The following is a 23,905-nucleotide window of genomic DNA, read 5'->3' on the forward strand; positions in this document are numbered from 1 at the left end:
AAAGAGATTGCACGATAGATTGTCCTGTATGAGCTGCAAGTTGAGCCGCCAACTGTACAAGAAAGAGATTGCACGATAGATTGTCCTGTATGAGCTGCAAGTTGAGCCGCCAACTGTACAAGCCGTTTGGTCCTTCGTACATCCCCTAATTTTGCGCGCTGAAAAATGCTCTGTGCCCAGAGTGATGGTTCACTTAAAAACATGGCATGTGGTATCTGAAACAAAAGGTCAGGATCAGATCAGGTTAATTAAAAATGGTTCAAAAAAATCCCCCGGGGCAAACCGAGGGATTTGTGTAGAAGAGACAGGCAAATACGAGGCTTAATTGAGTAACGCAGAATCTAGTGACTAGATTACTTTACGCTTACTTACTTGGCGTTCATCAGTGCAACCGCGTTATCTAACATACGGTTACTGAATCCCCATTCGTTATCATACCAAGACATCACTTTCACTAAACGACCGTTCACACGGGTTTGAGTGGCGTCAAAGTTTGAAGAAAACGCATTGTGGTTAAAGTCGATAGACACCAATGGCTCTTTGTTTACCGCTAACACTTCGCTCAATGGCGCAACGCTGGCAGCACGTTCAATAATGGCATTCACTTCTTCAACTGTAGTGTCACGGGCAGCGATGAAAGATAAATCCACGAGTGATACGTTAACTGTAGGTACACGAACCGCTAAACCGTCGAATTTACCTTGTAATTCAGGTACAACCAAACCTACAGCAGCAGCTGCGCCAGTTTTAGTTGGGATCATTGACAGTGCCGCAGCACGGGCACGACGTAAATCTGTGTGGTACACGTCAGATAAACGTTGATCGTTGGTATAAGCGTGAATGGTGGTCATCAGGCCTGATTCGATACCAATCTCGTCATTTAACGGCTTAGCAAAAGGGGCTAAACAGTTTGTTGTACAAGAAGCATTTGAAATCACTGTCATGTCTGACGTCAGCACGTTGTTGTTCACACCGTAAACAACTGTGGCATCGACGTTTTTGCCTGGAGCAGAAATAATCACTTTCTTCGCGCCAGCGGTTAAATGTGGTTGAACGGTTTCTTTAGAAGTGAAGATACCGGTACATTCGAAAACCACGTCAACCTGTAGCTCTGCCCATGGCAGTTTTGCAGGATCACGTTCTTGGAAAGTGAGGATCTTATCGCCATTCACATAAATGGCTTCTGCATCATGGTCAACCTTGGCATTGAAACGACCATGAACAGAATCGTATTTTGTCAGGTGAGCGTTGATTGAAGCGTCGCCTAAATCATTAATAGCGACAATCTTGATTGGATAAGCTTTTTCGCTTTCGTACAAGGCGCGTAATACGTTTCTACCGATACGGCCATAGCCATTTATTGCTACACGGATAGTCATCTCATATCCCTCTGGTGATTATAAAATTCAACTGGTAGTAAAATTACCAAACTGACAGCTATCGTCAAGTTAAATCGGCATTTTACCGCTGTCTTGATTAACAAATTAGGTATTTTTTTTACATCGGTCGCGAAATCGCCATTTTTCACGCGTTAATTGGGTAAAAAATTACAAGATGGCAAACATTTTGCCATCAGTTGCTTAGTTTACTTTTTCGACAGGCGCAGGCGGCGGCACCTCAGTTGCAGTTGGCGCTTGGGTAACTGCTTGAGGATCAAGCCATTGTCTTACTGGACTCATAGAATAAGTGCCCTTTTTTAGCACATCGATAAGGGCTTGGGCTTTTAAATCGAGTTCAGTCGCCAGCGTTTTATTGCCACCGAGCAAGGCTAGCATTTTTTCTTCAGAATACTTCTGCTGCGTAAGTAGTAAATTTGCTTTCGTCAGCATATAGGATTTATCTAAAACCTGTTGCTGGCGATAGGCAGATGCGAGCCCAAGTAACCAGTTAACGTCGAAATCATCGTATTGGATCTCCGCAAAGACTTTAAGATAGAGTTGTTGCGCTTTGATGTCATTTCGATTGCTGTAATAGGTTGCGACTTGGGCAAGTAGAAAGGGGTCAGTCACTTCGCCGGCGTTTTCCTGTTCTAATAATCTATTTAACGCAACGGTATCGCCAAAGCGAGTCCATTGGTAATAGGACATAAAAGGGTCTTGCCGTTCACGGGTTTGATCTTGTAGTAAACTTAAATTTTGAGTGCTTAGTCTAAAGGCTCTGGCTCTATCAGCTGTGCGATTGGTGTGGATGATATGCTGAACGCCAGAGGCGAGTTCAATGCAACGGCTGTAATCCTCAAGGTAGGTTAATTGTGAGTAGAGCTGCTTACCTGTGAGGTTTTCGTTGTCTTTTAACATGTAGCGGTTTTGGATAAGTTTGGTCTTTTCAGTCAAACACCAGCTGTCCTTATGCAAATCTGCACAAATTTCAGGATTATTTTTACAAATTGCTGAGATATTTCGGTCATTATCACAACCGAAAAGACCGAAAAAGCTCATCCCTAAGGTAAATGATGTAATTATTACTAGATTTTGTCTCAAAACACTCTCCAAACGATAATTTTTCTAATAAAATTACAGATTTACAGAAAATATCTTACTGGCAACAAAGCGCGACTTTCATTACAATGGCGCCGACCAAAACAGGGTTTTCCCTAAAACCCGCATTAGATTATTGGTCTTTTCGTCATGTTACTCAAACCTTTCAGTACATTTTATTGAAAAGTGAGATAAAGGATCTGTAAATGAGCGCTGATAAACACCTACAAAGTTGGCAAGAACGTTTTGAAATGGCAGAGGCGATGCAGCCTTTGTTAGGCAAGTTGTACCGTAACCAAGGCGTTGAAGTCGTGGTCTACGGCAAGCCGTTACTCAATGCTTCTACGATTGAAATCATTAAAGCGCACCGTTTAGTTCGTCGTCATGTCGGTGAAAAATTACGTTTACGCGAGAGTTTCCCCTTCGTTCAAGCTTTGAGCAAACTCGCAGTTAAACAATGTAAAGTGGATATTGGTAAACTCGCTGTCAATTACTGGCGCGACCATACTGATGTCAGCGAAATTGAAAGCTATATGGCAAAAGAATTGGCCGATGCCATCGACCATGCCGATGATGTCGCGCCGCGTGACGTCGTGCTTTATGGTTTTGGCCGTATCGGTCGCTTATTGGCACGCTTGCTGATTGAACGCACAGGTCGCAGCAATAAGTTAAGGTTACGCGCTATCGTTTTACGTGGCGGTAAGAAAGGCGATTTAGAAAAACGCGCGAGTTTACTGCGTCGTGACTCAGTCCATGGTCCTTTCAATGGTTCTGTTGAAGTTGACGAAGAGAACAACGCCATCATCGCCAACGGCACTTATATCCAAGTGATCTATGCTAATTCACCCGACGAAGTGGATTACACTAAATACGACATCAATGATGCATTGATTGTTGATAATACAGGTATTTGGAAAGATGAAGCGGGTCTTGGTTTACACCTTAAGAGCCCTGGTGCCAGCAAAGTATTACTGACGGCTCCTGCAAAAGGCGCGATTAAGAATATCGTTTACGGTGTGAACGAAGGCGATATTACCCCTGAAGACATTATCGTTTCAGCGGCGAGTTGTACCACCAATGCTATTACGCCAGTACTGAAAGCTGTGAATGATAAATATGGTATCGAGAATGGTCACGTTGAAACGATTCATTCTTATACCAACGATCAAAACCTGATTGATAACTATCATACCGCTGACCGTCGTGGCCGTAGTGCACCATTAAACATGGTGATCACTGAAACGGGTGCAGCAAAAGCGGTTGCTAAAGCTTTACCTGCATTAGCCGGTAAGTTAACAGGTAACGCGATTCGTGTGCCGACGCCTAACGTCTCTATGGCGATCATCAGCATGAACCTGAATGCTGAAACCAGTAAAGATGAGCTTAACGAGTATCTGAAAGATACGGCGCTACAATCACCACTGCAAAATCAAATTGACTACACAGACTCTACTGAGATTGTATCGAGCGATTTAGTCGGTTCTCGCTACGCGGGTGTGGTTGATTCACAAGCGACTATTGCAGAAGGCAAGCGTGCCATTCTTTATGTATGGTATGACAACGAATTTGGTTACAGTTGCCAAGTGGTTGGCGTAATGCAAACTATGTTAGGTTTAACGACGCTATCTCTACCTGCGTAAATTGCCCACGTAGGTTTTGCTCGAGTGATTAATGACTTTGCTTAACCTTTGAATAAAGCGCCCAATAGGGCGCTTTTGTTTTTCTATACTTCTACAATTTTATTGGACTCGACTCCATAGCTCACCATGATCCCTTGTTTATCTGCCGCGTTTAATTAGCGGTAGCATCGGCATCAGTATCGGTACAAAGCCTAAATTGATGAATGAAACATCAACTTTACTGAGGTGTGGCGGTTTATTGGGCAAACGATACGGCTTAGATCATTTTTTAAAAATTGTTGATTGACTCTGAGGTCTAAATCGGTAGAATGCCAATCCGCAGTCAGGGGAAAGCATGCCGAGCATGAGTTCAAATGATTAAGCGCAATGATAGGCGACATTAGCTCAGTTGGTAGAGCGATACCTTGCCAAGGTATAGGTCATCGGTTCGAACCCGATATGTCGCTCCAAATTTTAATAAATTTGGCAGTTTGGGCGCGATGGCAGAATGGCTATGCTGCGGATTGCAAATCCGTCGATCTCGGTTCGACTCCGGGTCGCGCCTCCATAGATATAAAGTATTAATGACACGATTCCCGTCGTTAATATAAAGAGTTTGCCCGAGTGGTGGAATCGGTAGACACAAGGGATTTAAAATCCCTCGCTGGTAACAGCGTGCCAGTTCAAGTCTGGCCTCGGGTACCAAAAAACAAAAAAGCCCTGACTGATGTCAGGGCTTTTTTGCTTTATAACTTCTACACCCACATTTCATGATTCTTAATCTAGTATCACTACAGCTATAGATTGGTTAGGCCCAAGCCCACTATTTTACTCATTCAGTATTGCGACTTCTGACCTGTTTCTTTTCTACAATACAAAACTGAGTGATTTTGTGATCTAGATGTTGTAAATCGCTTTATTTAAGTAATGTCACTATTTTGGTAATAATTGCGTAATAAAATGTACGTTTTATTGTTGAATCGACAATAGTGTAATAATTTCCTTAAGAAGGGACTTAAGTCGCTATTACCCCCTTAAAGACAGTGGTATAAATAAGCCGAAATTTCCCCTACACGCGCATATTAGGATACGTAGTCATGATTTTCTCTCAAGTATTACTCGCACCCGCTGATCCAATTCTTGGTTTAACCGATACCTTTAAAGCTGATCCGCGTCAGGATAAAGTTAATCTTGGTGTTGGCATTTATAAGGATGAGGCAGGACAGACTCCCGTTCTGGCTTCAGTGAAAAAAGCCGAGGCCATTTTACTTGAGCAAGAGAAGACCAAAAACTACTTAGGCATTGAAGGCGTTCAAGCTTATAACCGTGTAGTACAAACCTTGTTGTTTGGCGAAGGCAGTGCATTAATTTCTTCTGGCCGTGCTGCCACAGCGCAAGCTCCTGGTGGTACAGGAGCACTGCGTATTGCTGCTGAGTTTTTACTGCGTAATACCGATTCGCACACTATTTGGGTGAGTAATCCAACGTGGGCCAACCATCAAAATATTTTTGAAACGGCGGGTTTAACGGTTAAAGAGTACGGTTATTACAAAGCAGAAGCCCATGACATCGATTTCGATACCATGATGACTGACTTGTCTCACGCCAATGCGGGCGATGTCGTGCTGCTACACGGTTGCTGCCATAACCCAACGGGTATCGATTTAACGTTGGCGCAATGGGAACTTGTTGCTCAATTGTGTGCTGATAAGAAACTCGTGCCACTGTTTGACTTTGCTTATCAGGGTTTTGGTGCTGGCATTGAAGAAGATGCGGCAGGTCTGCGTTTAGTCGCGTCTAAAGTGTCTGAGTTGCTGGTCGCTAACTCTTTCTCTAAAAACTTTGGTCTATACAACGAGCGTATTGGCGCCGTGACTGTGGTGGCTGAAGATGCTGATGCTGCCGTACGTGCTTTTAGCCAAGTGAAACGTACCATACGCGCCAACTATTCTAATCCGCCAGCCCACGGTGCACTGATCGTCAGCACGATATTAAATGATGCAGCTCTGAAAGCCATGTGGGTGCAGGAAGTCAAAGAGATGCGTGAACGTATCGCCGAAATGCGTACTCTGTTTGTTGATAGCTTAAAGGCTGAGGGCGTGACTCAGGACTTCAGTTTTATTTCTCGCCAAAATGGCATGTTCAGTTTCTCAGGTTTAAACAAAGCCCAAGTGGCACGTTTGAAAGACGAATTTGGTGTCTATATTGTCGGCTCTGGACGCATTAGCGTTGCAGGCATGACTAAGACGAATATGCCTGTTATCTGTAAAGCCATAGCACAAGTGTTGTAATGGTTATTGCAGCCTTATAGACAGACTAAAGGGACATTCCTTTTAGCTTTACAATATAAAGGACAGCACTTGCTGTCCTTTATTATTTCGATTGAATGATTAACAGGTAAGCGTTAGCAGGCAAGCGGTTGTTGAGTGAGATCATTGATCCGCAGCAGGGCGCTTAATGCATCTAATAAATTAGCTTGATCATGTAGATTGGGATTATGGCGATTCTTCAACGGAAAATAGTTAATCAGTGGCCCTAAACGCGTTTGTTCACCGTGGCGAAGTACTTTGTGAATAATGGGCTTACCAATCACTTGGTGACACCAAGCGATACGTTGCTCAATGCTAAACCGACCCGCGGGTGAGGCCTCTTCGGCAAGGTTATCGATAAAGATCACCTGCGCTTTAGTTGCAGCGAGGCTTTTCGCGAACTTAGGTAACAGCAGTGGCGGCATGATACTGGTTAAGAAGCTGCCAGGGCCTAGGATAACTAAATCTGCGTGCCGAACGGCCTCACAGGCTTCAAAGGTGGCATCGACCTGTGGCTCAAGGCAGAGCGCGATGGGCGCTTCATTCATACTGTCGACATTAATTTCCCCAAAGACTTTACTGCCACAAGCTTGCAGGGCCACTAAGTGAGTGGGCTGCTCTGACATGGGAATAAGTTGGGTTTCTATCTTAAGTAAGTTACGGATGAGATTAACCGCTTCTAATGGACGAACGCAGAGTTGATCAAGAGCCAGTAAGATTAAATTACCTAAATTATGGCCACTGAGTTCAGTGGCACCTTGGAAACGGTATTCAAACAATTGCGAGCCAACGGAAGGACGATTAGCTAAATGGGATAAGCAGTTACGTAAATCACCCCAAGCAATACAGTCTTGCTCGGCTCTCAGTCGACCAGTAGAACCACCATTATCAGTGGTGGCGACAATCCCTGTAAGGCGGTTGCCTAAAAAATCGAGCGAGGATAATACTCGGCCTAAACCATGGCCTCCTCCGATGGCGACGACACGTTCAAATTGATTAAACATCAAATGCTGCATCTGGGTTTTTCCTTCCTGAATACCCGAAAATTTAATGTCATAGCCATCCATTGTCGCTATAAGCGGGATGACTCATGAGCCGTTGTGCAATGGTGATAACGCTAAGGAACCTTAGTATAAATACTCAGTCAAATGCTTGCATCTATAAATGACGGCGTAATAGCAAGCTCGACTCGATAATGGTGCCTCAGGCGTAATATTGTACCTGAGTTCGTGATCATGATGATGGGCAAATTTCGTGAAATCTGACAAATAGCTTATAATCCGGCCTTTATTTGCCCAATAAGGGCGTTACACCTAAGGTGAATGATTGAAAACGGGTAGAATCGGTTCGTTTACATTGGCATTAGCCATGGTCATAGTGGCGATTTTTGCATTACGAGTTTGGATCATTCCTCACTCGAATGACTCATCCGCTATTGCGCCCCAATTCGTTAGCGATGTCGATCCTGTTACGCAAGTCCCTGACTTTTCAGCGATCAGCGACATTACCGAAAAGAAGAAAGCTTTTTTTGATTTCCTGCGGCCGATTGTTCAGCAACAGAATGCCATTATCTTGATGGAGCGTGGCTTTATCAATGAGATGCTTGCCTTAGTCGATAATGGTAAGAGTTTATCTGATACCGAATTAGCGCAGATCAATGCGTTATTCGATAAATACCAATATGCGGCGCGTAACGTAGATGCTAAGTCATTAGCAAGCTTACTTAAACGTGTCGATATCGTGCCGGAATCTATGGTGTTAATTCAAGCCGCGAATGAATCTGGTTGGGGGAGTTCACGTTTTGCCAGAGAAGGTTTTAACTTTTTTGGTGAATGGTGTTTTACTTCTGGCTGCGGCATAGTGCCGTCCTCACGTGGTTCGGGTAAAAGTCATGAGGTGAAAGTGTTTTCATCGGTTGATGAATCGGTTTCATCCTATATGCGTAATTTAAATTCTAATACTGCCTATGCGTTATTTCGCTCTATTCGAGCAGATTTACGTTCACAGGAGCTAGAGCCAACAGCGGATCAATTGATTTACGGTTTAGTGAATTATTCTGAAAGACAAGAAGCTTATATTGATGAGCTGCTTGATATGTTACGTCATAATGAAAAATATTTGGTGAATGTCGATGTATAAAAAACTGTTGTTTAGTAGCCTGTTCTTTTTGGCAACTAGCGCCGCTGCAGAAACTGTATCCCTTGAATATAAAGGCTTTTATGATAGGTTGAAACAAGTCAATAAAGGCGGTTATCAACTCGTGGAAGTGGCTTTTAGTGTTCCAATGCAAAAGAATTGTTTGATCCAAAGTGGTTCTATTTCCAGTGAAAAAACCTCAACGCCACTGACGTATACTGATGCCCAGCGGTTATTCATTCCCTTAGATGATGATTTAAAAGATCAGCGAGCCTTGGTTAATCTGCATTTCGCTGGCAGCGCTGAGGGATGTGGTATTGCAATGCAAGTTAGAGCAAAACAGACATTAGCCGAGTACGATAAAACGCGCTTACAACAAATCATGACTGAGATGGACACGCTGCTCGGTGCTATGCAAGGCTTCCCGATGCGTTATTTTAGGGAATCCATTACTGGCTTAAACTTTGAATTCTCACCTGAACAAGAAGTCTATGTACGCCTTAATGGTCGAGAAGAAGCGATAAAAGGCAGTTATAAATTAGCCGCTAATGAGCTTGAAAACATCACCACGCTAAGCTTCAGTGCCCAGCCATTAGTGTTGAGTCCTTGGGTGAAGTGATCCTCTTTGCCTCGTTGAATTGGCATCTTGAAAAAATCGATTCAGAAGCACGGGCTCAAAGATAGTGTAGGCAGTCTTAACTTATTTTGTTGCCATAAAAATGCCCACTTAATGTGGGCATTTTTGTTTAGCTAATTTATCTTGCATACTTTCGTTGCGTTAACTTCTCTTACTGAATAGGCGCTAAATTCAGTCTAAGTTAGACTTCGTAAGTGTTAACAATATCAATGCGTTTTGCTGCATCCAAATCGATACGACCACTATTGGCGATATCAAGAAAATCGAATGCAGGTAGATTGGCTTCAGCAACATCACCACGCATAGGCGCATCTGGGTCACGTGTTAGAGACACAAAGTCGAACTGTTCACGGTCAACACCCTGTGATGGTGCGGTGTTTTGCATGGCGGTGAATATTGTTTCAATACGACCAGGATACTGTCTATCCCACTGATTCAGCATGTCTTTGACTGCGGCGCGCTTTAAGTTTTCCTGTGAGCCACACAAGTTGCATGGAATGATTGGAAATTCTTTTAAGCTGGCATATTCTTCGAGATCTTTCTCGCGACAATAGGCTAGGGGACGTATGACGATATTGGCGCCATCATCCGACAGCAGCTTTGGCGGCATTGCTTTCATCTTACCGCCAAAGAACATATTTAAGAACAAGGTCTCGATAATGTCATCCCTGTGATGGCCTAGGGCGATTTTAGTGGCGCCGATACGCTGAGCAAAGCCATAAAGCGTTCCGCGGCGCAGGCGAGAGCATAGGGAGCAGGTGGTTTTACCTTCCGGAATTTTGTCTTTCACTATCGAGTAGGTATCTTTCTCGAGGATGTGATAAGGCACATTGAGCTTATCGAGATAGGCAGGCAATACATGCTCAGGGAAGCCTGGTTGCTTCTGATCTAAATTAACCGCAATGATTTCAAACTGAATGGGCGCGCGTTGCTGCAGATTCATTAAAATATCGAGCATGGCGTAGCTGTCTTTACCGCCACTGAGGCAGCACATGATCTTATCGCCATCTTCAATCATATTGTAATCGGCAATCGCGCTGCCCACTTCACGACGAAGCCGCTTCTGTAATTTATTCAGACGGGTAGTTTGTTTTTTTGATAATTCTTCCGGCATAGGATTTGCCGTAACTTCAGATATAGCTTCAAGCATAAAAAAGCGCCCAGTAACACAGTTTCAGGGCGCGTATTATTCCAGCTATCTTTGGCGGGGTAAAGAGCCGCGTATTGCTTAGGCTTCTTCTAACGGTGATTTATAACCGTCGGGCTTTATAGCCAATAAATCGCAGTTGATGCTATCGATAACATGTTCAGCGGTATTGCCTATCAATGCTGCTGAAAATCCGGTACGACCGACAGTCCCTAGGATCACCAATTCAGCATCAAGTTTTTCAGCCAGTTCAGGGATCACATCTTCTGGTAAACCTTCTTTTACATGGCAATGACTTGGATTAATATCATAAGCGCCAGCAAGATAACTCACGCGCTGCTCATGCTGCATGCGAATGGTTTCGTTGTATGACTGGGCATCAAAGTCAGGAAGCTCAATGGCAAGGTTAACAGGCGTGCCGGGATAACCATTGACTAAATGTACTTCAGCAGAGAACTTTTTCGCCAAATCTTTTGCATGTTCAATAATTTTACCGTTAAGCATTTGATGATCGGTATCTTCGGTTGCCACATTCACAGCACAGAGGATTTTGCCCGCGGCTGGCCAGTCATGGGCTTTCACCATCAACACTGGCACAGGGGCTTTACGCATCAAATGCCAATCAGTTGGAGTGAAGATCACCGCCTTGAGTTTGTCGTGGGCATGGGTGCCTTTAACAATCAAGTCGTATTGCCCTGAAATAGCATGATTAATAATGCTTTCAAAGGGGCGGTTATGCCAAATGACTTGAGTATCGATATTGAGTTGCAGATGAGTATAAGCGGCGAGTAAGTCTTGGATCCAAGCGAGCCGTTGATCTATGACACCTTGACGCATGGCTTCACGTTCTTGATTCGACAGAATCGAAGTCATTTCGTAAGAGAAGTCGAAGATAGAAAGAAACACAGTGACTTGAGCGTTGCATTTACTGGCCAAGGCGACCGCTCGTGCAAGGGCAACTTGATTCTCAGTGGTAGGGTCAACCACAACCAGTATTTTTTGATAATCCTTCATGTTTGGTTCCTTTAGTCATAGGCTCAATATCATCATGAGCCTTTGGCAGTGAGCTGTATTGTTCTAGATCAAACTCATTTGAAATTGATTAAAACTCGCTTAAAAATCATGCCTTAATCTGCATGACATGTCTAGCAAGCACAGCTTTTACCATTAAACTGTTATGCTATTGGCGACAATTATTTAGGCTTGACCTCTCACGGTTAATGCTCTTGCGATTGACTATCTCGCGATGCGAGAATTACCCGCTAACAGATTCAGCTCTTGCGAGTCGAGGATAGTGATGTACTTACCCTTAACCTCAATCAAGCCTGACTTTTGGAAGCGTCCAAGTAAGCGGCTGATGGTCTCAACGGTTAAACCGAGATAATTGCCAATGTCACCACGGGTCATGGTTAAACGGAATTCTTTAGGTGAGAAACCACGGCTGCCGAAACGATTTGCTAAATTACTGATAAACGCTGCTAGACGTTCTTCGGCATTTTTCTTACTGAGCAGCAGGATCATTTCTTGATCGCTCATGATCTCATTACTCATTAGACGCATGATCTGCTGACGTAACTTAGGCATAGTGCCCGAAAGTTCATCGAGGATATTAAAGGGGATTTCACAGACCATAGAGGTCTCGAGGGCCTGTGCAAAACTCTGGTGCAACTGAGCGTGAATACCATCAAAACCAATCACATCACCCGCGAGATGGAAGCCCGTTATCTGCTCATCACCTTGCTCGGTAATAGTGTAACTTTTGATGGTGCCAGAGCGGATCGCAAACAGGGATTTCAACGCGTCACCTGACTTAAAAATTTGCTCGCCTTTCTGGATTGGCTTTTTACGCTCAATAATATCATCGAGCTGATCTAGCTCACTTGCATTGAGGGTAAAAGGAATACAAAGGGTACCCATACTGCAATCGTGACAATGGATTGTACATCCGCTAGCGGCAGGACGACGATTCTTATTTTGTTCAATTGTCATGTTGATTCTCAAGTTAATCCACTGCTGCCATGTTAAACCAATTCACGCACTTGGGCTAGTTTAGCTGCGCGAGTGCGATATATAAAGTTTGACCACCAAAGGCAATTAACAGTAAGCCGCTCAATAGTCTAACGGTTTTCTTTTGTACCCATGCAGCAAGGCGTTTTGCCGCCACGCCAGCACTTAATAGGGCGGGTAAAGTACCCAAGCCAAAGGCTAACATAATCAAGGCGCCTTGGCTGGCAGAGCCAGATGCAACCGACCAAGTTAAGGTGCTATAGACGAGGCCGCAGGGGAGCCAGCCCCAAATGAATCCCGCCATGACTGCTTGGCTCGGATTCTTGATTGGAACAAGGCGCTGCGCTAGCGGTTTTAAATATTGCCATAGCCATTGACCTACACGCTCAATTTGCACTATTCCAACCCAAATTTTAGCGATGTAAAGTCCTGTTGCGATCATCATCAGTCCGGCAATCATGCGCAGGACAATCAGATAAATATCCAGCTCAAATAAGCGACCAAGACCTGCCGACGATGCGCCCACTAAGCCGCCCGCTAAGGTATAACTTAAAATACGGCCTAAATTGTAACTCAGTAAATATTTAAGCTGATGGGCCAGCTGGTTACCTATTTTAGGATGAGGGATTTGGGCGGAAAAAGCGCCCACTAAACCGCCACACATACCAAAACAATGTGCAGCTCCCATCAAGCCGACGAGAAAGGCACCGGTGACATTGTACTCAATCACAAAGGCATGCCTTTTTGCTGATTTTTTATCGCTTGCTGCGCTGCGATGTCATCATGTTCTGCTGTTGACTGAATGGCGGGGGGGGCTAGATGGCCAGGTTTGTCAGTATTTTCATCAAACAATATAGAAACACTTTGACGGTCAAGATCATCAAATTGCTCAGATTTCACTGCCCAAAAAAATACCATTACCGCAATGGCGACGAAGATCATGGCAATGGGGATAAGCACATAAATAATTTCCATAATGACCTCTTAGTATCTGTTAAACGTTTTATTATGATCACACTTTTACCCGTAATAATCTCAGGCTATTACCGACCACAATCAAAGAACTCGCCGACATGCCAATCGCGGCAATATAGGGTGCCACATGACCAGTGACAGCTAAAGGCAAGATAAGGGCGTTGTAACCCAGCGCCCAAGCTAAATTTTGTTTAATAATTTGCGTGGTCAGTTTAGCGACCGCGACAGCTTGGGTGAAACGGGATAGATGATCGCCCAGTAAAATCAAATCGGCACTGTTTTTGGCAATCGCACTGCCACTGCCCATGGCGACCGACAAATCAGTCCCCGCAAGTACTGGCGCATCATTGATGCCATCGCCAAACATCGCCACGCGAGTATGCTGTTGTAATTTCGTTACTAGGGCAAGTTTACCCGCGGGCGTTAATCCGCTGTGCACATCTTCAATTCCCAGCTCTTTGGCTAGTTGATGCACATGTCCCGAGCTATCGCCGCTGGCGATACTAATGCGGCAACCTTGTTGCTTTAATATCTCAATCGTGGCCTTACTGTCTTGACGAATATTATCTTGGATCTCAAAGCTGGCAAGCACTTCAAGCTGCTCATTGGCTGAGCGTGCTAACCAAATCTTTTGGGTTGGGTCTTGAGTATCGACACGTGCGCCAGTAAATACAGCATTACCAATTAAATAGTCAGTCCCCTCGATACGGCCTCGAACACCAAAGCCGACTTCATGGTGAACTTGCTCTGCGACCAAGGTATTATCGGCAAATAGGGCAAATGCAGCCGCAATCGGATGGCGAGAGCCCGTTTCCAGCGCCGCTGCAATGGCTAAGGCCTGCGTCTTTGTTAAATCGGCCATGCACTGCGTTTGCCCGATAGAGAGCGTACCACAGGTAAGGGTGCCAGTTTTATCAAAGACCACATGTTTAATCTGCGGCAGTTTTTCAAAGACACCGGCCTTGCGAGTAATGATGCCAAGACGCGTAAAAATGGCGGTTGCACAGGTGACGGCGGTCGGTGTCGCTAGCGCTAAGGCACAAGGACAAGTGGCGACCAGAACCGATAGCGTTACCCAAAAGGCATCCTCTGGGGAAATCTGTTGCCAAACCAAATAGGTGATCGTCGCGATTGTTAGAATCGTACCCGAGAAATAGCGGGATAATTTATCGGCTAATAGGGCTATCGCAGGTTTTGTATTGGATGCCAGCTCCTGCAGTCGAATAATTTCCGCCACGAGTTGGTCTTGCCCTAACGCGGTAACTTTAACTTTTATCGGTTGATCGACGTTGATAGTGCCAGCGTACACTTGCTGATCTTGCTGCTTTTCAATGGGCATTTGCTCACCAGTGAGCATAGCTTCATTGATGTTTGTGTGGCCTTCAATCACCACACCATCGGCCGCAACCATTTCCCCTGGTTTTACAAGGATCACATCATTGAGGCGTAACTTTTTGGCCGGAATTTCTTCTTGACCATTTTCGGTGACTAAGTGTGCAGTGAGCGGCACCAATTTATGTAAATTACTGGAGCTGACCGAGGCCTTTTGTCTTGCCTTTTGCTCGAAGTAACGCCCAAGTAACAAAAAGAAAGTAAACATGGATACGGATTCAAAATACACTTCGCCTGTGCCATTCACTGTGGCAAAACAGCTTGCGGTATAGGCACCACCAATGGCAATCGAAACAGACACATCCATATTGAGTTTGCCGCTGAGCAGGGTACGAATGGCGCTAAAATAGAAGGGTTGCGCCGAATAAAGCACCACAGGCGTTGCAAAAATCATGCTAACCCAGCGGAAATAGTCCCGATACTGCACGTCTAAATCGGTGAAGTAGCCAGTATAAAGGGCGAGGGCGAACATCATGACTTGCATAGTCGCAAAGCCAGCTAAGCCTAAACGTAGTAAAAATTTGCGACTATTGAGTTTATTGTTGAGCTCTTGTTCGTCAACTTGGTAGGGCGCGGCTTGATAGCCGATACGACTAATTTGTCCGAGAATATCGCTAAGTTTTACCTTGCGTTTATCCCAACTGATCATGGCGCGTTGGGTGGTTGAGTTGACTAGCACTTGGCTCACGCCCGCGAGTTGTTTGACTTTGTGTTCAATTAACCAAGCACAGGCTGCACAGGTGATACCATCGATGGAGAGTGATACTGATTCGACATTGTCCTCAGAATGCACAAAGTCTTGCTGCACTTCGGGCAAGTCATAGGCGCTAAATTGCGTTAATGCTTCGGGGACCAGGGCATTCTGTTTACTGCCAGGCTCAGTGCGGAACTTATAATAACTGAGTAATCCCGCATCGACAATCGCTTGAGAAACCGCCTGGCAGCCAGGGCAACACATCAGTTCATCACGGTCATTAATGCGAGTCACAAACTGCTGGCCCGTTAGAACGGGCTCTTGGCAGTGAAAACAACTTGGATACGTCATAGCGCTACTTATTTAACCACAATCAATTCAGCCAAAGTTGGACGTGATCTTTTAATTCAACGCGTTGGTGAATTCGCCATTTACCGTCGTAGCTTTCGAGGCGAACTTCCCAAGGGCCGGTTAGGGTAGAAGGGATGGTAATGCGATACACATTACTGGCATCGGCCGTCGCAGTGAGTTTCATATCTCTGTCGGCAATGGTTGGATGATAGAACTCGACTTTCAAGGCGGCTTGATATGCAGGTCCCCCTTGCTGCGTCAGTAAAATCTCATTATTAGCTTGAACGAGTGAGAAATTCATGCCTATTTGTTTGGCATACTTCACTTTACTTAAGTCCATATTAATGGCTTTGCCATCTTTGTAGTAATCCTCGGCGACTAAAGAGTCCGAGTTCGTAAGGGCAATTTTTAGCGTGGTAAAACTTGCGACGACGGCACATAAAGGAAGAATAATTAGAAACCAAGGCCAGAACTGCTTATACCAGGCTTGTTGTTCGCTCATGTCAGATACCCATTCAAAAAATTTGCGCCATTTTACCGTTAAAAGACGGTTTTAGCACTTTAAAAAAAAGGCCTCGAAGTCTTCGAGGCCTTAGTGTTACTTATACCTAATTACTTGTTTGACAAGCTATAAACATAAGCTGTAATGACGTGAACTTTCTCTTCACCGAGAACGTCTTTCCACGCTGGCATCACACCTGCGCGACCATGTTTAATGGTCTCTTCGATCATGCCACGGCTACCGCCATATAACCAAACATCGTCAGTTAAGTTAGGAGCACCCATAAACTTGTTGCCTTTAGCGTCCATACCATGACACGCAAAACAACCTTTCATGAATGAGCCTTGACCTTGGGCAGCGAGTTTCTCGTCATGCTCACGACCAGACAATTTAACAACGTATTCAGCTAAACCAGCAATCTCACTATCTTCGATTGGCAAACCACCTTTGGGTGGCATCATGCCATGACGACCTGCCATGATAGTGGTCTTAATCGTGGCTAATTCACCACCATATAACCAGTCACCATCGGTAAGATTAGGGAAGCCTTTGCTACCACGTGCATCAGAACCATGGCACTGAGCACAGTTTTGCAGGAACAAACGGCCACCCACTTTCAACGCTTCTTGGTTTTTCACTAATTCTTCTAGTGGTGTTGCCAAGTAAGCCGCGAAGATTGGGCCATATTTGTCATCGGCGTGCTTCACTTCCTGATCATATTGCACCCAGCGACCTTCTTTTGCGGCTAACTCAACCGCGGCAGCAGAATCGGCTTTAATCCCCTGTTCAGTACCAATACTTTGGTTCGCACTGCTCCAGCCTAATAGGCCTTTGTAGTTGCCTAAACCAGGATATAAGGCCAAATAGATCAAGCCAAACACGATAGTGATATAGAACATATAACTCCACCATTTTGGCAGTGGGTTATTGAGTTCTTCAATACCGTCGAAACTGTGACCCATGGATTCGCCTTCTTTTACGTCAGTGGTGTTCTTAGAACACACACGCAGTAATAGAAAACAACCCGCGATCACGACTAACGAGAGTACAGTAATCCAAACACTCCAGAAGCTACTCATCACTTATTCTCTCCTGAGTCCTTCGATACCTTGTTGACTTCCTCATCGGAAAACACAAGGTTAGCTGCTTCATCAAATGATTTTTGACGACGCGAGCTATATGCCCAAGCAAATATACCGACGAAGGTCAGCATCACAATGATGGTTAAAATGCCTTGTAATGTGCCGTAATCCATATATTGCCTCCTTATTTGAGTGCGTGACCCAAAGACTGAAGATATGCAATCAAGGCGTCCATTTCTGTCTTACCTGCAACAGCTTGCTGTGCGCCTGCGATTTCTTCATCGGTATAAAGATCATTACCTTTGTAACCGCCTTTATGCAGGTTACGTAGGATAGTCATCTTGTCACCCGTTAGTTTGCCGTCTAACTTGTTTTCGGCTAACCATGGGAACCCTGGCATATTCGATTGAGGAACTACAGCACGAGGATCGATTAAGTGAACTTCATGCCATTTATCGCTATAACGACCGCCAACACGTGCAAGATCAGGACCCGTACGCTTAGAACCCCATTGGAATGGATGATCCCAAACTGATTCGCCCGCGACAGAGTAGTGACCATAACGTTCAGTTTCTGCACGTAAAGGACGGATCATCTGGCTGTGACAGTTATAACAACCTTCACGAACATAAATGTCACGACCTTCAATTTGCAGGGCAGTGTATGGCTTTAAACCTTCAACTGGCTCAGTTGTATCTTTTTGGAAAATCAACGGTGTGATTTCAACGAGACTACCGAAGCTGATAGCGATAACGGTAAAAATCGCTAACAAACCGATGTTTTTTTCAACTATCTCATGATTAAATTTCATCGAGTTTGCTCCTTTAAGCCGCTGTTGGTTCAGCCAATGCTGGCAATGAATCTTTAGAGGCTTTCACAGTACGGATCACGTTATATGCCATGATCAGCATACCGGTCAGGAAGAAACAACCGCCAAGGAAACGTACGAAGTAGAAAGGATAAGAAGCTTCCAGACTTTCAACAAAGCTATAAGTCAAAGTACCGTCAGCATTCACTGCGCGCCACATCAGACCTTGCATTACACCTGAAATCCACATAGAGACGATGTAAAGCACAGTACCAATAGTCGCTAACCAGAAATGGACGTTAATTAACTTGATGCTGTACATACGGCCGTGACCGAACAATACAGGGATCAAGTGATACAGAGAACCGATTGACACCATCGCAACCCAGCCTAGCGCGCCGGAGTGAACGTGACCGATAGTCCAGTCTGTATAGTGTGATAGCGCGTTAACTGTCTTAATTGCCATCATAGGGCCTTCAAAGGTAGACATACCGTAGAAAGACAGAGAAACAACTAAGAAACGTAACACAGGGTCAGTACGCAGTTTATGCCAAGCACCAGACAAGGTCATGATACCGTTAATCATACCGCCCCAAGAAGGTGCGAATAGGATCAGTGACATCACCATACCTAAAGACTGAGTCCAGTCAGGTAAAGCTGTGTAATGTAAGTGGTGAGGACCAGCCCAGATATACAGTGCGATCAGTGCCCAGAAGTGGACAATAGAAAGACGGTAAGAGTACACAGGACGACCTGCTTGCTTAGGTACGAAGTAATACATCATCCCCAAGAAGCCTGCGGTTAATAAGAAACCTACAGCGTTGTGACCATACCACCACTGCACCATAGCATCGACAGCGCCGCTATACAGAGAGTATGACTTGAACAGACTGACTGGTACTGCCATAGAGTTAACTATGTGTAGTACGGCAACGGTAATAATAAAGGCACCAAAGAACCAGTTCGCCACATAAATATGCGAAGTTGTCCGTTTGATAATAGTACCGAAGAACACGATAGCGTAGGACACCCAAACGATAGTAATTGCGATATCGATAGGCCATTCTAATTCAGCGTATTCTTTTCCTTGGGTGAAACCCATTGGTAAAGAGATAGCTGCTGACAGAATGATGGCTTGCCATCCCCAAAACGTAAATGCGGCTAACTTAGGTGCAAATAGTCGGGTTTGACAGGTGCGTTGTACGACATAATAGGATGTTGCAAAAAGGGCTGATGTACCGAACGCGAAGATCACCGCATTGGTGTGTAATGGTCGCAAGCGACTATACGTTAACCAAGGAGTGTCAAAGTTCAGCTGAGGCCAGATTAACTGAGCCGCAATTAATACGCCGACTGACATACCAACAATACCCCACAAAACTGTGGTTAAGGCAAATTGGCGGACAATGGCGTAATTGTAATCAGCGCCTGTTGGCTGGGAATGGTTCATCATAATGCTTCCACTGCTTATTACTTTTACTTTTAGTAAAGACAAGCTTTACCTGTTATAAATGACATAAAACTCAGTCTCCCTATTAAGGTTGCTGAGCGATGTCAATGCGTTACCCTGCATATTTTTGCTCAAATATGAGGTTTCGCAATGATACTTGAGCCATATCAAAAAAGATACCAAAGAAGGGGTGTGGAAAGTTGATCTAGATCAACCTACGCCATAGAATGTTAACATATTGCATCATAAGGTTAATCTTTGTGCTAACTCGTCTGAGTCCCTATTTATTTATCGCATTATTTAGCTTCAATCTCACAGCTTGTAAGGAAGATGCAAAGCAAGTCACACTTAAAAGCAGTCTTGATCCTTCACTTTGCCAATTTTCTAAGGGGGATTGTGTTAAAAAAGTTGAGGATGTTGAGCTCACTTTTCGCTTGTCACCAGGGAGTGCTCCAAGCGAAAAGCCATTGACATTACAGTTGTTATCTTCCATGCCAATTTCTAATGTGCAAATCCGCTTAGAAGGAAGAGACATGTTTATGGGTGTTATTCCTGTAAATGTGAAGCAAACTGACAAAATGACTTATATCGGTCAGTTAGTCTACGGTTCTTGTAGTAGTGGCTACATGGTTTGGCGTGGCTTTGTTAGTTTTAGCGTTAATGGTGAAACTCAAACGGCTGTTTTTGATTTTCTCGCAGATGACAATGGTTAAAACTGCCTTGATATATCTTTGAAAGTGCTTGATATGGCTTTCTAAACATCAAGACCATCAACTGGGCATATTACAGATTAGTGATCCTTCCAGTTTTCTTTTACTTTGACAAAAATGTCTACATTTTCAATAAAGAGCTGTAATAAGTGAGGATCAAAGTGTGTTGCCGCCCCTTTACGCATTTCAGCTAAAACCTCTTCTAAAGGCCAAGCTGTTTTATAACAGCGGGCATGGGAAAGGGCATCAAACACATCTGCGATTGCCACAATCCGCGAGAAAATGTGAATTTCGTCTTGTTTTAGATTTGCAGGATAACCAGAACCATCATATTTTTCATGATGTTGCAGTGCAATAATTGATGCGGCCTTTAGTATTGGTCTCTCAGAATTTGCAAGAATTTGATGGCCAATCATAGGGTGCTGACGCATAACTTTCCATTCTTCGTCATCTAATTTGCCGGGTTTAAGTAGGACAGCATCGGGGATCGCAATTTTACCAATGTCATGCATTGGTGAGGCACGGCGCAGTAAATCGGCTTCGTATTCACTTAAACCGGCGAGTAATGCTAATTGAGAACAATACTCCGCCATACGTTTCACATGATTGGCAGCTTCTTTCGAGCGGCTTTCAACAACATCACCTAAACGTAAAATAAGCTCTGATTGTGTATCTTCCACCTCTTGATTGAGCAGCAAATTTTCAAAGGCTATGCCCACGTTGATGGCAAAAATATCAATGAGTTTCTTATCAAGATCATCAATTCTATCAATACCATCCATATAAAGTAGATTGATTAAACCGCCTTTGGTGGGAAAGTAACCGATAAAGCAATTGTCTTCATAAAGGCACCGCTGTTGGGTGAGCGCACTGCGCAGTAGACGATCAATATGTTCAGGTAGTTGCGTAATGTGGGATTTATTAGCAAATTGGCCAGTACCTGCAAGGATTTCTATATTGACAGGTTCAACATGACCACTAATCGCATCAATCGCATTACAAGTCAGCAGTAGCGTTTCTGAGTCGAGATTAAGTAGAGTGGCCACTTGTGTCAGTAGCCCATCGGCGAATTTATGCAGGGTGCGTAGTTCAAATAATCCTGAGGTGGCTTCTAGTACTCTTTCTAAGCCCTTACGGTGATTTATTTGCGTGCGCCTTGCTTGCTCGATTTCCATTATATCGCGATAAGAGCGAAGGGCTGAGTAGACGCTGGTCATCAGCTTACGGGAATCGAGTTCAGCTTTTGCTTTGTAATCATTAATATCGTAATTGACGATAACGTCTTCTTCAGGTGCTTGCCCTGGCTGGCCTGTACGTAAGATCAATCGAGTGGTTTTATTCAGTAATTCTTCACGGATCCACTTTACTAGTTCTAACCCTGCATGGTCACTTTCCATGACAACATCAATAAAGGCAATGGCGATGTCATGTTCTTGATTGAGTAATTCTTTTGCTTGTTCGGCACTATAAGCATTGATAAAGGTGAGGGCACGGCCATCAAGTTTAAAGCGGGAGAGGGCAAGCTTAGTGACGGTATGAACATCAGGTTCATCATCGACCACTAATACCTTCCAAGGAATACCAGACTCTGTTGTCTCGGTAGACTTTTTACCGGAAAAAAGAGGGTTTTTCTTTGCAAGATCAATCAGCATCCGATACCTCATTCAAGTAAAAATAATGATCACATAATCAGTGTAGTAGACACATTTCAAAGCGGTGCAAAATCTTGCATAAAATAGCGAGATGAGTGGCAATCCTTAAATTACGTTGTTGATAACTATTCTCATCTGTGTATTCTATTACTATCAAATAATGATAGGGAGGGAAAGGGCATGACTAATCGAATTAACTTATCAATTTCAGCGCATAAATTGGCACAGCTGATACATGATGGACACATCTGCGCATCTGACTTCACGTGCTTAGATAGCCAATCGAAACAGCAAGTGTGGCAGCTATGCTTGATCTGTTGCAAAAAGCGTATTACTTGTCAGCAATGTTCATTTTCAAGTTGCGCTAAAAATCTGACATATCTTGATGCCGATAAATAACATTATCGGCATTTGCGTTTAAGTATTATCATACAAGAAACTCTTATAATTCAGATGTAATATGCAACTTCCTCCAGTAATCCCGTTATTTGACTCATTTGAATTCATACAAGTTGGCAATAGTATTGTTAACCAATATATCACCCAAATTAGCATGAAAAAGGTGGTTGATGCGGGCTTAGTCATCGAGCATGCCAGTGATTGGCTATTTGAGCAAAAGCATAACGAAAACAACTATAAAGCTTATCGCAGTGAACTCACTACGTTTCTGCATTGGTGTTTTGATGTAGTTTCAATGTCTCCCATTCAAGTTACGCGCAAAGACATGAGCCGTTACGTTGATTATTGCCAAGCACCGCCGATTGCACTGATCGGTTATTTTAATGTGCCACAGTTTAAGTACGATAAACTGCATGATGAACGGGTTCCAAACTCGCAATGGCGACCATTTGTCGGCAAAAAACAACTCGGGCAAATCCAGCCTTATGTGTTAAGCGATAATGCGTTAAAAACAAAAATGGCCATTTTGTCTTCGTTTTATTCGTACCTGACAAGTGAAGAATATTGTGAGCGGAATCCTGCACAAATCTGGCTTAATCACAGTCGATTTGCAGCAAACAGGCAATATCAGCGTCAAAGTCATGAAGATGAAAATAGTCTCGCATTCACTGAATTACAGTGGTCATATATTATGGCGACCGTTACTGGACTAGCAGAAGAATTTCCTGAGTTACATCAAAGAAGTTTATTCCTCATTACATTGATTTATTGCTGTTATTTACGCATTTCAGATGTGTCTGCACGTGCGGGTTATTCGCCGGTGATGAACCAGTTTAAACGTAATCAGCAAACGGGCATCTGGAGTTTTCATATTCCGTTGAGTAAAGGTGGTAAAAGACGCAGTGTTGCGATTTCAAAAGCTTTGCTCGATGCATTAGTCAAATATCGTCAGTTTTTAGGATTAACGGATTATCCAGGACCAGACGAAAATCATCCTTTGTTTGTACGGCATAAAGCTGCTGGACGCGGCCGAGATGTTGGTATCCTCAATGCCAATCTAGGCATTCGTCATGTTCGCGACGAAATTCAAAAAATAATTAATCTGGCTGCAGAACGTATAGAAATCGATGGCTTTACACAAGATGCGGCGCAGATGCGCAAACTTACTGCCCACAATATTCGTCACACTGGCATTACGCACGATATCAACATCAACCGCAGACCGTTATCCCATGTACAAGCCGATGCTGGCCACGAAAGTATCGACACTACATCGCAATATTTGCACACAAGCCAAATTGAACGTCATGAAAGTGCATTCAACAAACCAATCGACCATTTGAAAGGCATAGAGTGATTAGATACAAAGATGCGCACAATGTGATCTCACGTTATGTAAAACTGCTTTTTTTTGTAGCATCCGGACATAAAAAAACAGCCCTGAAAGGGCTGAGTTTTGCATAACTTGGATTGTGCGAAGTACTATTCTGCTCCAAACACTATACTGATGCATCAACAATGCAATATCTATCAATAGGTTATATGTGGTGGTATGATT

The 23,905-nt window shown here is 44.0% G+C and carries 23 protein-coding genes and 3 tRNA genes; 10 read left to right on the top strand and 16 right to left on the bottom strand.

What is annotated here, in order from left to right; genetic code table 11:
* The 3 genes from L5M18_RS20110 to L5M18_RS20120 form a co-directional block, all read right to left on the bottom strand.
* Positions 1-203 (bottom strand): transposase DNA-binding-containing protein (locus L5M18_RS20110; RefSeq protein WP_411569278.1); only part of this gene is annotated, 203 nt, incomplete at its 3' end.
* A gap of 165 nt (positions 204-368) precedes the next feature.
* Entirely contained in the window at positions 369-1,379 is a 1,011-nt protein-coding gene (gene gap, locus L5M18_RS20115) for a type I glyceraldehyde-3-phosphate dehydrogenase (RefSeq protein WP_006081590.1), read from the bottom strand.
* Between the two features lie 201 nt (positions 1,380-1,580).
* Positions 1,581-2,480 carry a DUF2989 domain-containing protein gene (locus L5M18_RS20120; protein ID WP_263198380.1) on the bottom strand — a complete coding sequence of 300 codons (900 nt, stop codon included), beginning with the start codon at positions 2,478-2,480 and terminating at the stop codon, positions 1,581-1,583.
* Positions 2,481-2,683: 203 nt separating this feature from the next.
* Here L5M18_RS20120 and L5M18_RS20125 point away from each other — a divergent pair, with 203 nt between their 5' ends.
* The 5 genes from L5M18_RS20125 to L5M18_RS20145 all read left to right on the top strand — a co-directional run bounded on the left by L5M18_RS20125 (position 2,684) and on the right by L5M18_RS20145 (position 6,387).
* Positions 2,684-4,117, top strand: coding sequence for a glyceraldehyde-3-phosphate dehydrogenase (locus tag L5M18_RS20125; protein WP_028759978.1), 1,434 nt, complete (start codon positions 2,684-2,686; stop codon positions 4,115-4,117).
* 373 nt (positions 4,118-4,490) lie between these two features.
* Positions 4,491-4,566: transfer RNA gene (locus tag L5M18_RS20130), tRNA-Gly, on the top strand.
* Positions 4,567-4,590: 24 nt separating this feature from the next.
* Positions 4,591-4,664, top strand: a tRNA-Cys gene (locus tag L5M18_RS20135).
* 50 nt (positions 4,665-4,714) lie between these two features.
* Positions 4,715-4,801, top strand: a tRNA-Leu gene (locus L5M18_RS20140).
* A gap of 392 nt (positions 4,802-5,193) precedes the next feature.
* Positions 5,194-6,387 carry an amino acid aminotransferase gene (locus L5M18_RS20145; RefSeq protein WP_105252476.1) on the top strand — a complete coding sequence of 398 codons (1,194 nt, stop codon included), beginning with the start codon at positions 5,194-5,196 and terminating at the stop codon, positions 6,385-6,387.
* 113 nt (positions 6,388-6,500) lie between these two features.
* Here L5M18_RS20145 and L5M18_RS20150 read toward each other — a convergent pair whose 3' ends face one another.
* Positions 6,501-7,421, bottom strand: coding sequence for a YvcK family protein (locus tag L5M18_RS20150; protein ID WP_263198381.1), 921 nt, complete (start codon positions 7,419-7,421; stop codon positions 6,501-6,503).
* Positions 7,422-7,731: 310 nt separating this feature from the next.
* On the opposite strand from L5M18_RS20150, the gene L5M18_RS20155 reads away from it, so the two are divergent.
* Both L5M18_RS20155 and L5M18_RS20160 read left to right on the top strand, forming a co-directional pair.
* Positions 7,732-8,544, top strand: a complete 813-nt coding sequence (locus L5M18_RS20155; protein WP_028759975.1) for a glucosaminidase domain-containing protein — start codon at positions 7,732-7,734, stop codon at positions 8,542-8,544.
* Positions 8,537-9,160: a DUF2987 domain-containing protein gene (locus tag L5M18_RS20160; protein WP_263198382.1), complete on the top strand. Its 624-nt coding sequence runs from the start codon at positions 8,537-8,539 to the stop codon at positions 9,158-9,160. The genes L5M18_RS20155 and L5M18_RS20160 overlap by 8 nt, the downstream gene beginning before the upstream one ends.
* Positions 9,161-9,359: 199 nt before the next feature.
* Here the strand turns inward: L5M18_RS20160 and ttcA are convergent, their stop codons facing one another.
* From ttcA to ccoN, 11 genes are all read right to left on the bottom strand, one after another.
* Positions 9,360-10,328 carry a tRNA 2-thiocytidine(32) synthetase TtcA gene (gene ttcA / locus L5M18_RS20165; protein WP_263198383.1) on the bottom strand — a complete coding sequence of 323 codons (969 nt, stop codon included), beginning with the start codon at positions 10,326-10,328 and terminating at the stop codon, positions 9,360-9,362.
* A 78-nt stretch (positions 10,329-10,406) separates the two neighbouring features.
* On the bottom strand, positions 10,407-11,339 hold the full coding sequence (uspE, locus tag L5M18_RS20170) for a universal stress protein UspE (protein ID WP_105252478.1): 933 nt from the start codon (positions 11,337-11,339) through the stop codon (positions 10,407-10,409).
* A 222-nt stretch (positions 11,340-11,561) separates the two neighbouring features.
* Positions 11,562-12,314: an electron transport transcriptional regulator EtrA gene (gene etrA, locus L5M18_RS20175; RefSeq protein WP_006081599.1), complete on the bottom strand. Its 753-nt coding sequence runs from the start codon at positions 12,312-12,314 to the stop codon at positions 11,562-11,564.
* Between the two features lie 55 nt (positions 12,315-12,369).
* Positions 12,370-13,062, bottom strand: coding sequence for a sulfite exporter TauE/SafE family protein (locus L5M18_RS20180; protein WP_168827705.1), 693 nt, complete (start codon positions 13,060-13,062; stop codon positions 12,370-12,372).
* Positions 13,059-13,307: a cbb3-type cytochrome oxidase assembly protein CcoS gene (gene ccoS, locus L5M18_RS20185; RefSeq protein WP_263143450.1), complete on the bottom strand. Its 249-nt coding sequence runs from the start codon at positions 13,305-13,307 to the stop codon at positions 13,059-13,061. The genes L5M18_RS20180 and ccoS overlap by 4 nt, the downstream gene beginning before the upstream one ends.
* A gap of 37 nt (positions 13,308-13,344) precedes the next feature.
* The gene (locus tag L5M18_RS20190) at positions 13,345-15,744 is read right to left on the bottom strand and encodes a heavy metal translocating P-type ATPase (protein ID WP_263198385.1); all 2,400 of its coding nucleotides are present in this window, start codon (positions 15,742-15,744) and stop codon (positions 13,345-13,347) included.
* Positions 15,745-15,766: 22 nt separating this feature from the next.
* Positions 15,767-16,246, bottom strand: coding sequence for a FixH family protein (locus tag L5M18_RS20195; protein WP_263198387.1), 480 nt, complete (start codon positions 16,244-16,246; stop codon positions 15,767-15,769).
* A 110-nt stretch (positions 16,247-16,356) separates the two neighbouring features.
* On the bottom strand, positions 16,357-17,325 hold the full coding sequence (gene ccoP / locus L5M18_RS20200) for a cytochrome-c oxidase, cbb3-type subunit III (RefSeq protein ID WP_113940484.1): 969 nt from the start codon (positions 17,323-17,325) through the stop codon (positions 16,357-16,359).
* Complete coding sequence (locus L5M18_RS20205) at positions 17,325-17,501, bottom strand: CcoQ/FixQ family Cbb3-type cytochrome c oxidase assembly chaperone (protein WP_028759966.1); 177 nt, start codon at positions 17,499-17,501, stop codon at positions 17,325-17,327. The genes ccoP and L5M18_RS20205 overlap by 1 nt, the downstream gene beginning before the upstream one ends.
* An 11-nt stretch (positions 17,502-17,512) precedes the next feature.
* Complete coding sequence (ccoO, locus tag L5M18_RS20210) at positions 17,513-18,139, bottom strand: cytochrome-c oxidase, cbb3-type subunit II (protein ID WP_028759965.1); 627 nt, start codon at positions 18,137-18,139, stop codon at positions 17,513-17,515.
* Positions 18,140-18,152: 13 nt separating this feature from the next.
* Complete coding sequence (ccoN, locus tag L5M18_RS20215) at positions 18,153-19,589, bottom strand: cytochrome-c oxidase, cbb3-type subunit I (protein ID WP_028759964.1); 1,437 nt, start codon at positions 19,587-19,589, stop codon at positions 18,153-18,155.
* A gap of 224 nt (positions 19,590-19,813) precedes the next feature.
* Between ccoN and L5M18_RS20220 the strand changes: the two genes are divergently transcribed.
* Entirely contained in the window at positions 19,814-20,299 is a 486-nt protein-coding gene (locus L5M18_RS20220) for a hypothetical protein (RefSeq protein ID WP_411569192.1), read from the top strand.
* 77 nt (positions 20,300-20,376) lie between these two features.
* On the opposite strand, the gene L5M18_RS20225 is transcribed toward L5M18_RS20220, so the two are convergent.
* A complete protein-coding gene (locus tag L5M18_RS20225; protein WP_113940482.1) occupies positions 20,377-21,948 on the bottom strand; it encodes a DUF3369 domain-containing protein in 1,572 nt (523 codons plus the stop codon).
* A gap of 180 nt (positions 21,949-22,128) precedes the next feature.
* On the opposite strand from L5M18_RS20225, the gene L5M18_RS20230 reads away from it, so the two are divergent.
* Positions 22,129-22,347, top strand: coding sequence for a hypothetical protein (locus tag L5M18_RS20230; RefSeq protein WP_105252484.1), 219 nt, complete (start codon positions 22,129-22,131; stop codon positions 22,345-22,347).
* A 61-nt stretch (positions 22,348-22,408) separates the two neighbouring features.
* Positions 22,409-23,704: a tyrosine-type recombinase/integrase gene (locus L5M18_RS20235; protein ID WP_263198391.1), complete on the top strand. Its 1,296-nt coding sequence runs from the start codon at positions 22,409-22,411 to the stop codon at positions 23,702-23,704.
* Positions 23,705-23,905 lie beyond the last annotated feature (201 nt).

The sequence above is a fragment of the Shewanella sp. SM20 genome (assembly GCF_025654545.1).
GTDB classification, from domain to species: Bacteria; Pseudomonadota; Gammaproteobacteria; order Enterobacterales; family Shewanellaceae; genus Shewanella; species Shewanella oncorhynchi.

Bases quoted from the DNA above. Each gene is read 5' to 3' on its own strand.
- ttcA (WP_263198383.1), bottom strand. From the start codon at position 10,328: ATGCTTGAAGCTATATCTGAAGTTACGGCAAATCCTATGCCGGAAGAA.
- L5M18_RS20160 (WP_263198382.1), top strand. From the start codon at position 8,537: ATGTATAAAAAACTGTTGTTTAGTAGCCTGTTCTTTTTGGCAACTAGC.
- L5M18_RS20145 (WP_105252476.1), top strand. From the start codon at position 5,194: ATGATTTTCTCTCAAGTATTACTCGCACCCGCTGATCCAATTCTTGGT.
- etrA (WP_006081599.1), bottom strand. From the start codon at position 12,314: ATGACAATTGAACAAAATAAGAATCGTCGTCCTGCCGCTAGCGGATGT.
- ccoO (WP_028759965.1), bottom strand. From the start codon at position 18,139: ATGAAATTTAATCATGAGATAGTTGAAAAAAACATCGGTTTGTTAGCG.
- L5M18_RS20225 (WP_113940482.1), bottom strand. From the start codon at position 21,948: ATGCTGATTGATCTTGCAAAGAAAAACCCTCTTTTTTCCGGTAAAAAG.
- L5M18_RS20220 (WP_411569192.1), top strand. From the start codon at position 19,814: ATGTTAACATATTGCATCATAAGGTTAATCTTTGTGCTAACTCGTCTG.
- L5M18_RS20150 (WP_263198381.1), bottom strand. From the start codon at position 7,421: ATGCAGCATTTGATGTTTAATCAATTTGAACGTGTCGTCGCCATCGGA.
- L5M18_RS20125 (WP_028759978.1), top strand. From the start codon at position 2,684: ATGAGCGCTGATAAACACCTACAAAGTTGGCAAGAACGTTTTGAAATG.
- ccoS (WP_263143450.1), bottom strand. From the start codon at position 13,307: ATGGAAATTATTTATGTGCTTATCCCCATTGCCATGATCTTCGTCGCC.
- L5M18_RS20205 (WP_028759966.1), bottom strand. From the start codon at position 17,501: ATGGATTACGGCACATTACAAGGCATTTTAACCATCATTGTGATGCTG.
- L5M18_RS20235 (WP_263198391.1), top strand. From the start codon at position 22,409: ATGCAACTTCCTCCAGTAATCCCGTTATTTGACTCATTTGAATTCATA.
- ccoN (WP_028759964.1), bottom strand. From the start codon at position 19,589: ATGATGAACCATTCCCAGCCAACAGGCGCTGATTACAATTACGCCATT.
- L5M18_RS20230 (WP_105252484.1), top strand. From the start codon at position 22,129: ATGACTAATCGAATTAACTTATCAATTTCAGCGCATAAATTGGCACAG.
- gap (WP_006081590.1), bottom strand. From the start codon at position 1,379: ATGACTATCCGTGTAGCAATAAATGGCTATGGCCGTATCGGTAGAAAC.
- L5M18_RS20190 (WP_263198385.1), bottom strand. From the start codon at position 15,744: ATGACGTATCCAAGTTGTTTTCACTGCCAAGAGCCCGTTCTAACGGGC.
- ccoP (WP_113940484.1), bottom strand. From the start codon at position 17,325: ATGAGTAGCTTCTGGAGTGTTTGGATTACTGTACTCTCGTTAGTCGTG.
- uspE (WP_105252478.1), bottom strand. From the start codon at position 11,339: ATGAAGGATTATCAAAAAATACTGGTTGTGGTTGACCCTACCACTGAG.
- L5M18_RS20195 (WP_263198387.1), bottom strand. From the start codon at position 16,246: ATGAGCGAACAACAAGCCTGGTATAAGCAGTTCTGGCCTTGGTTTCTA.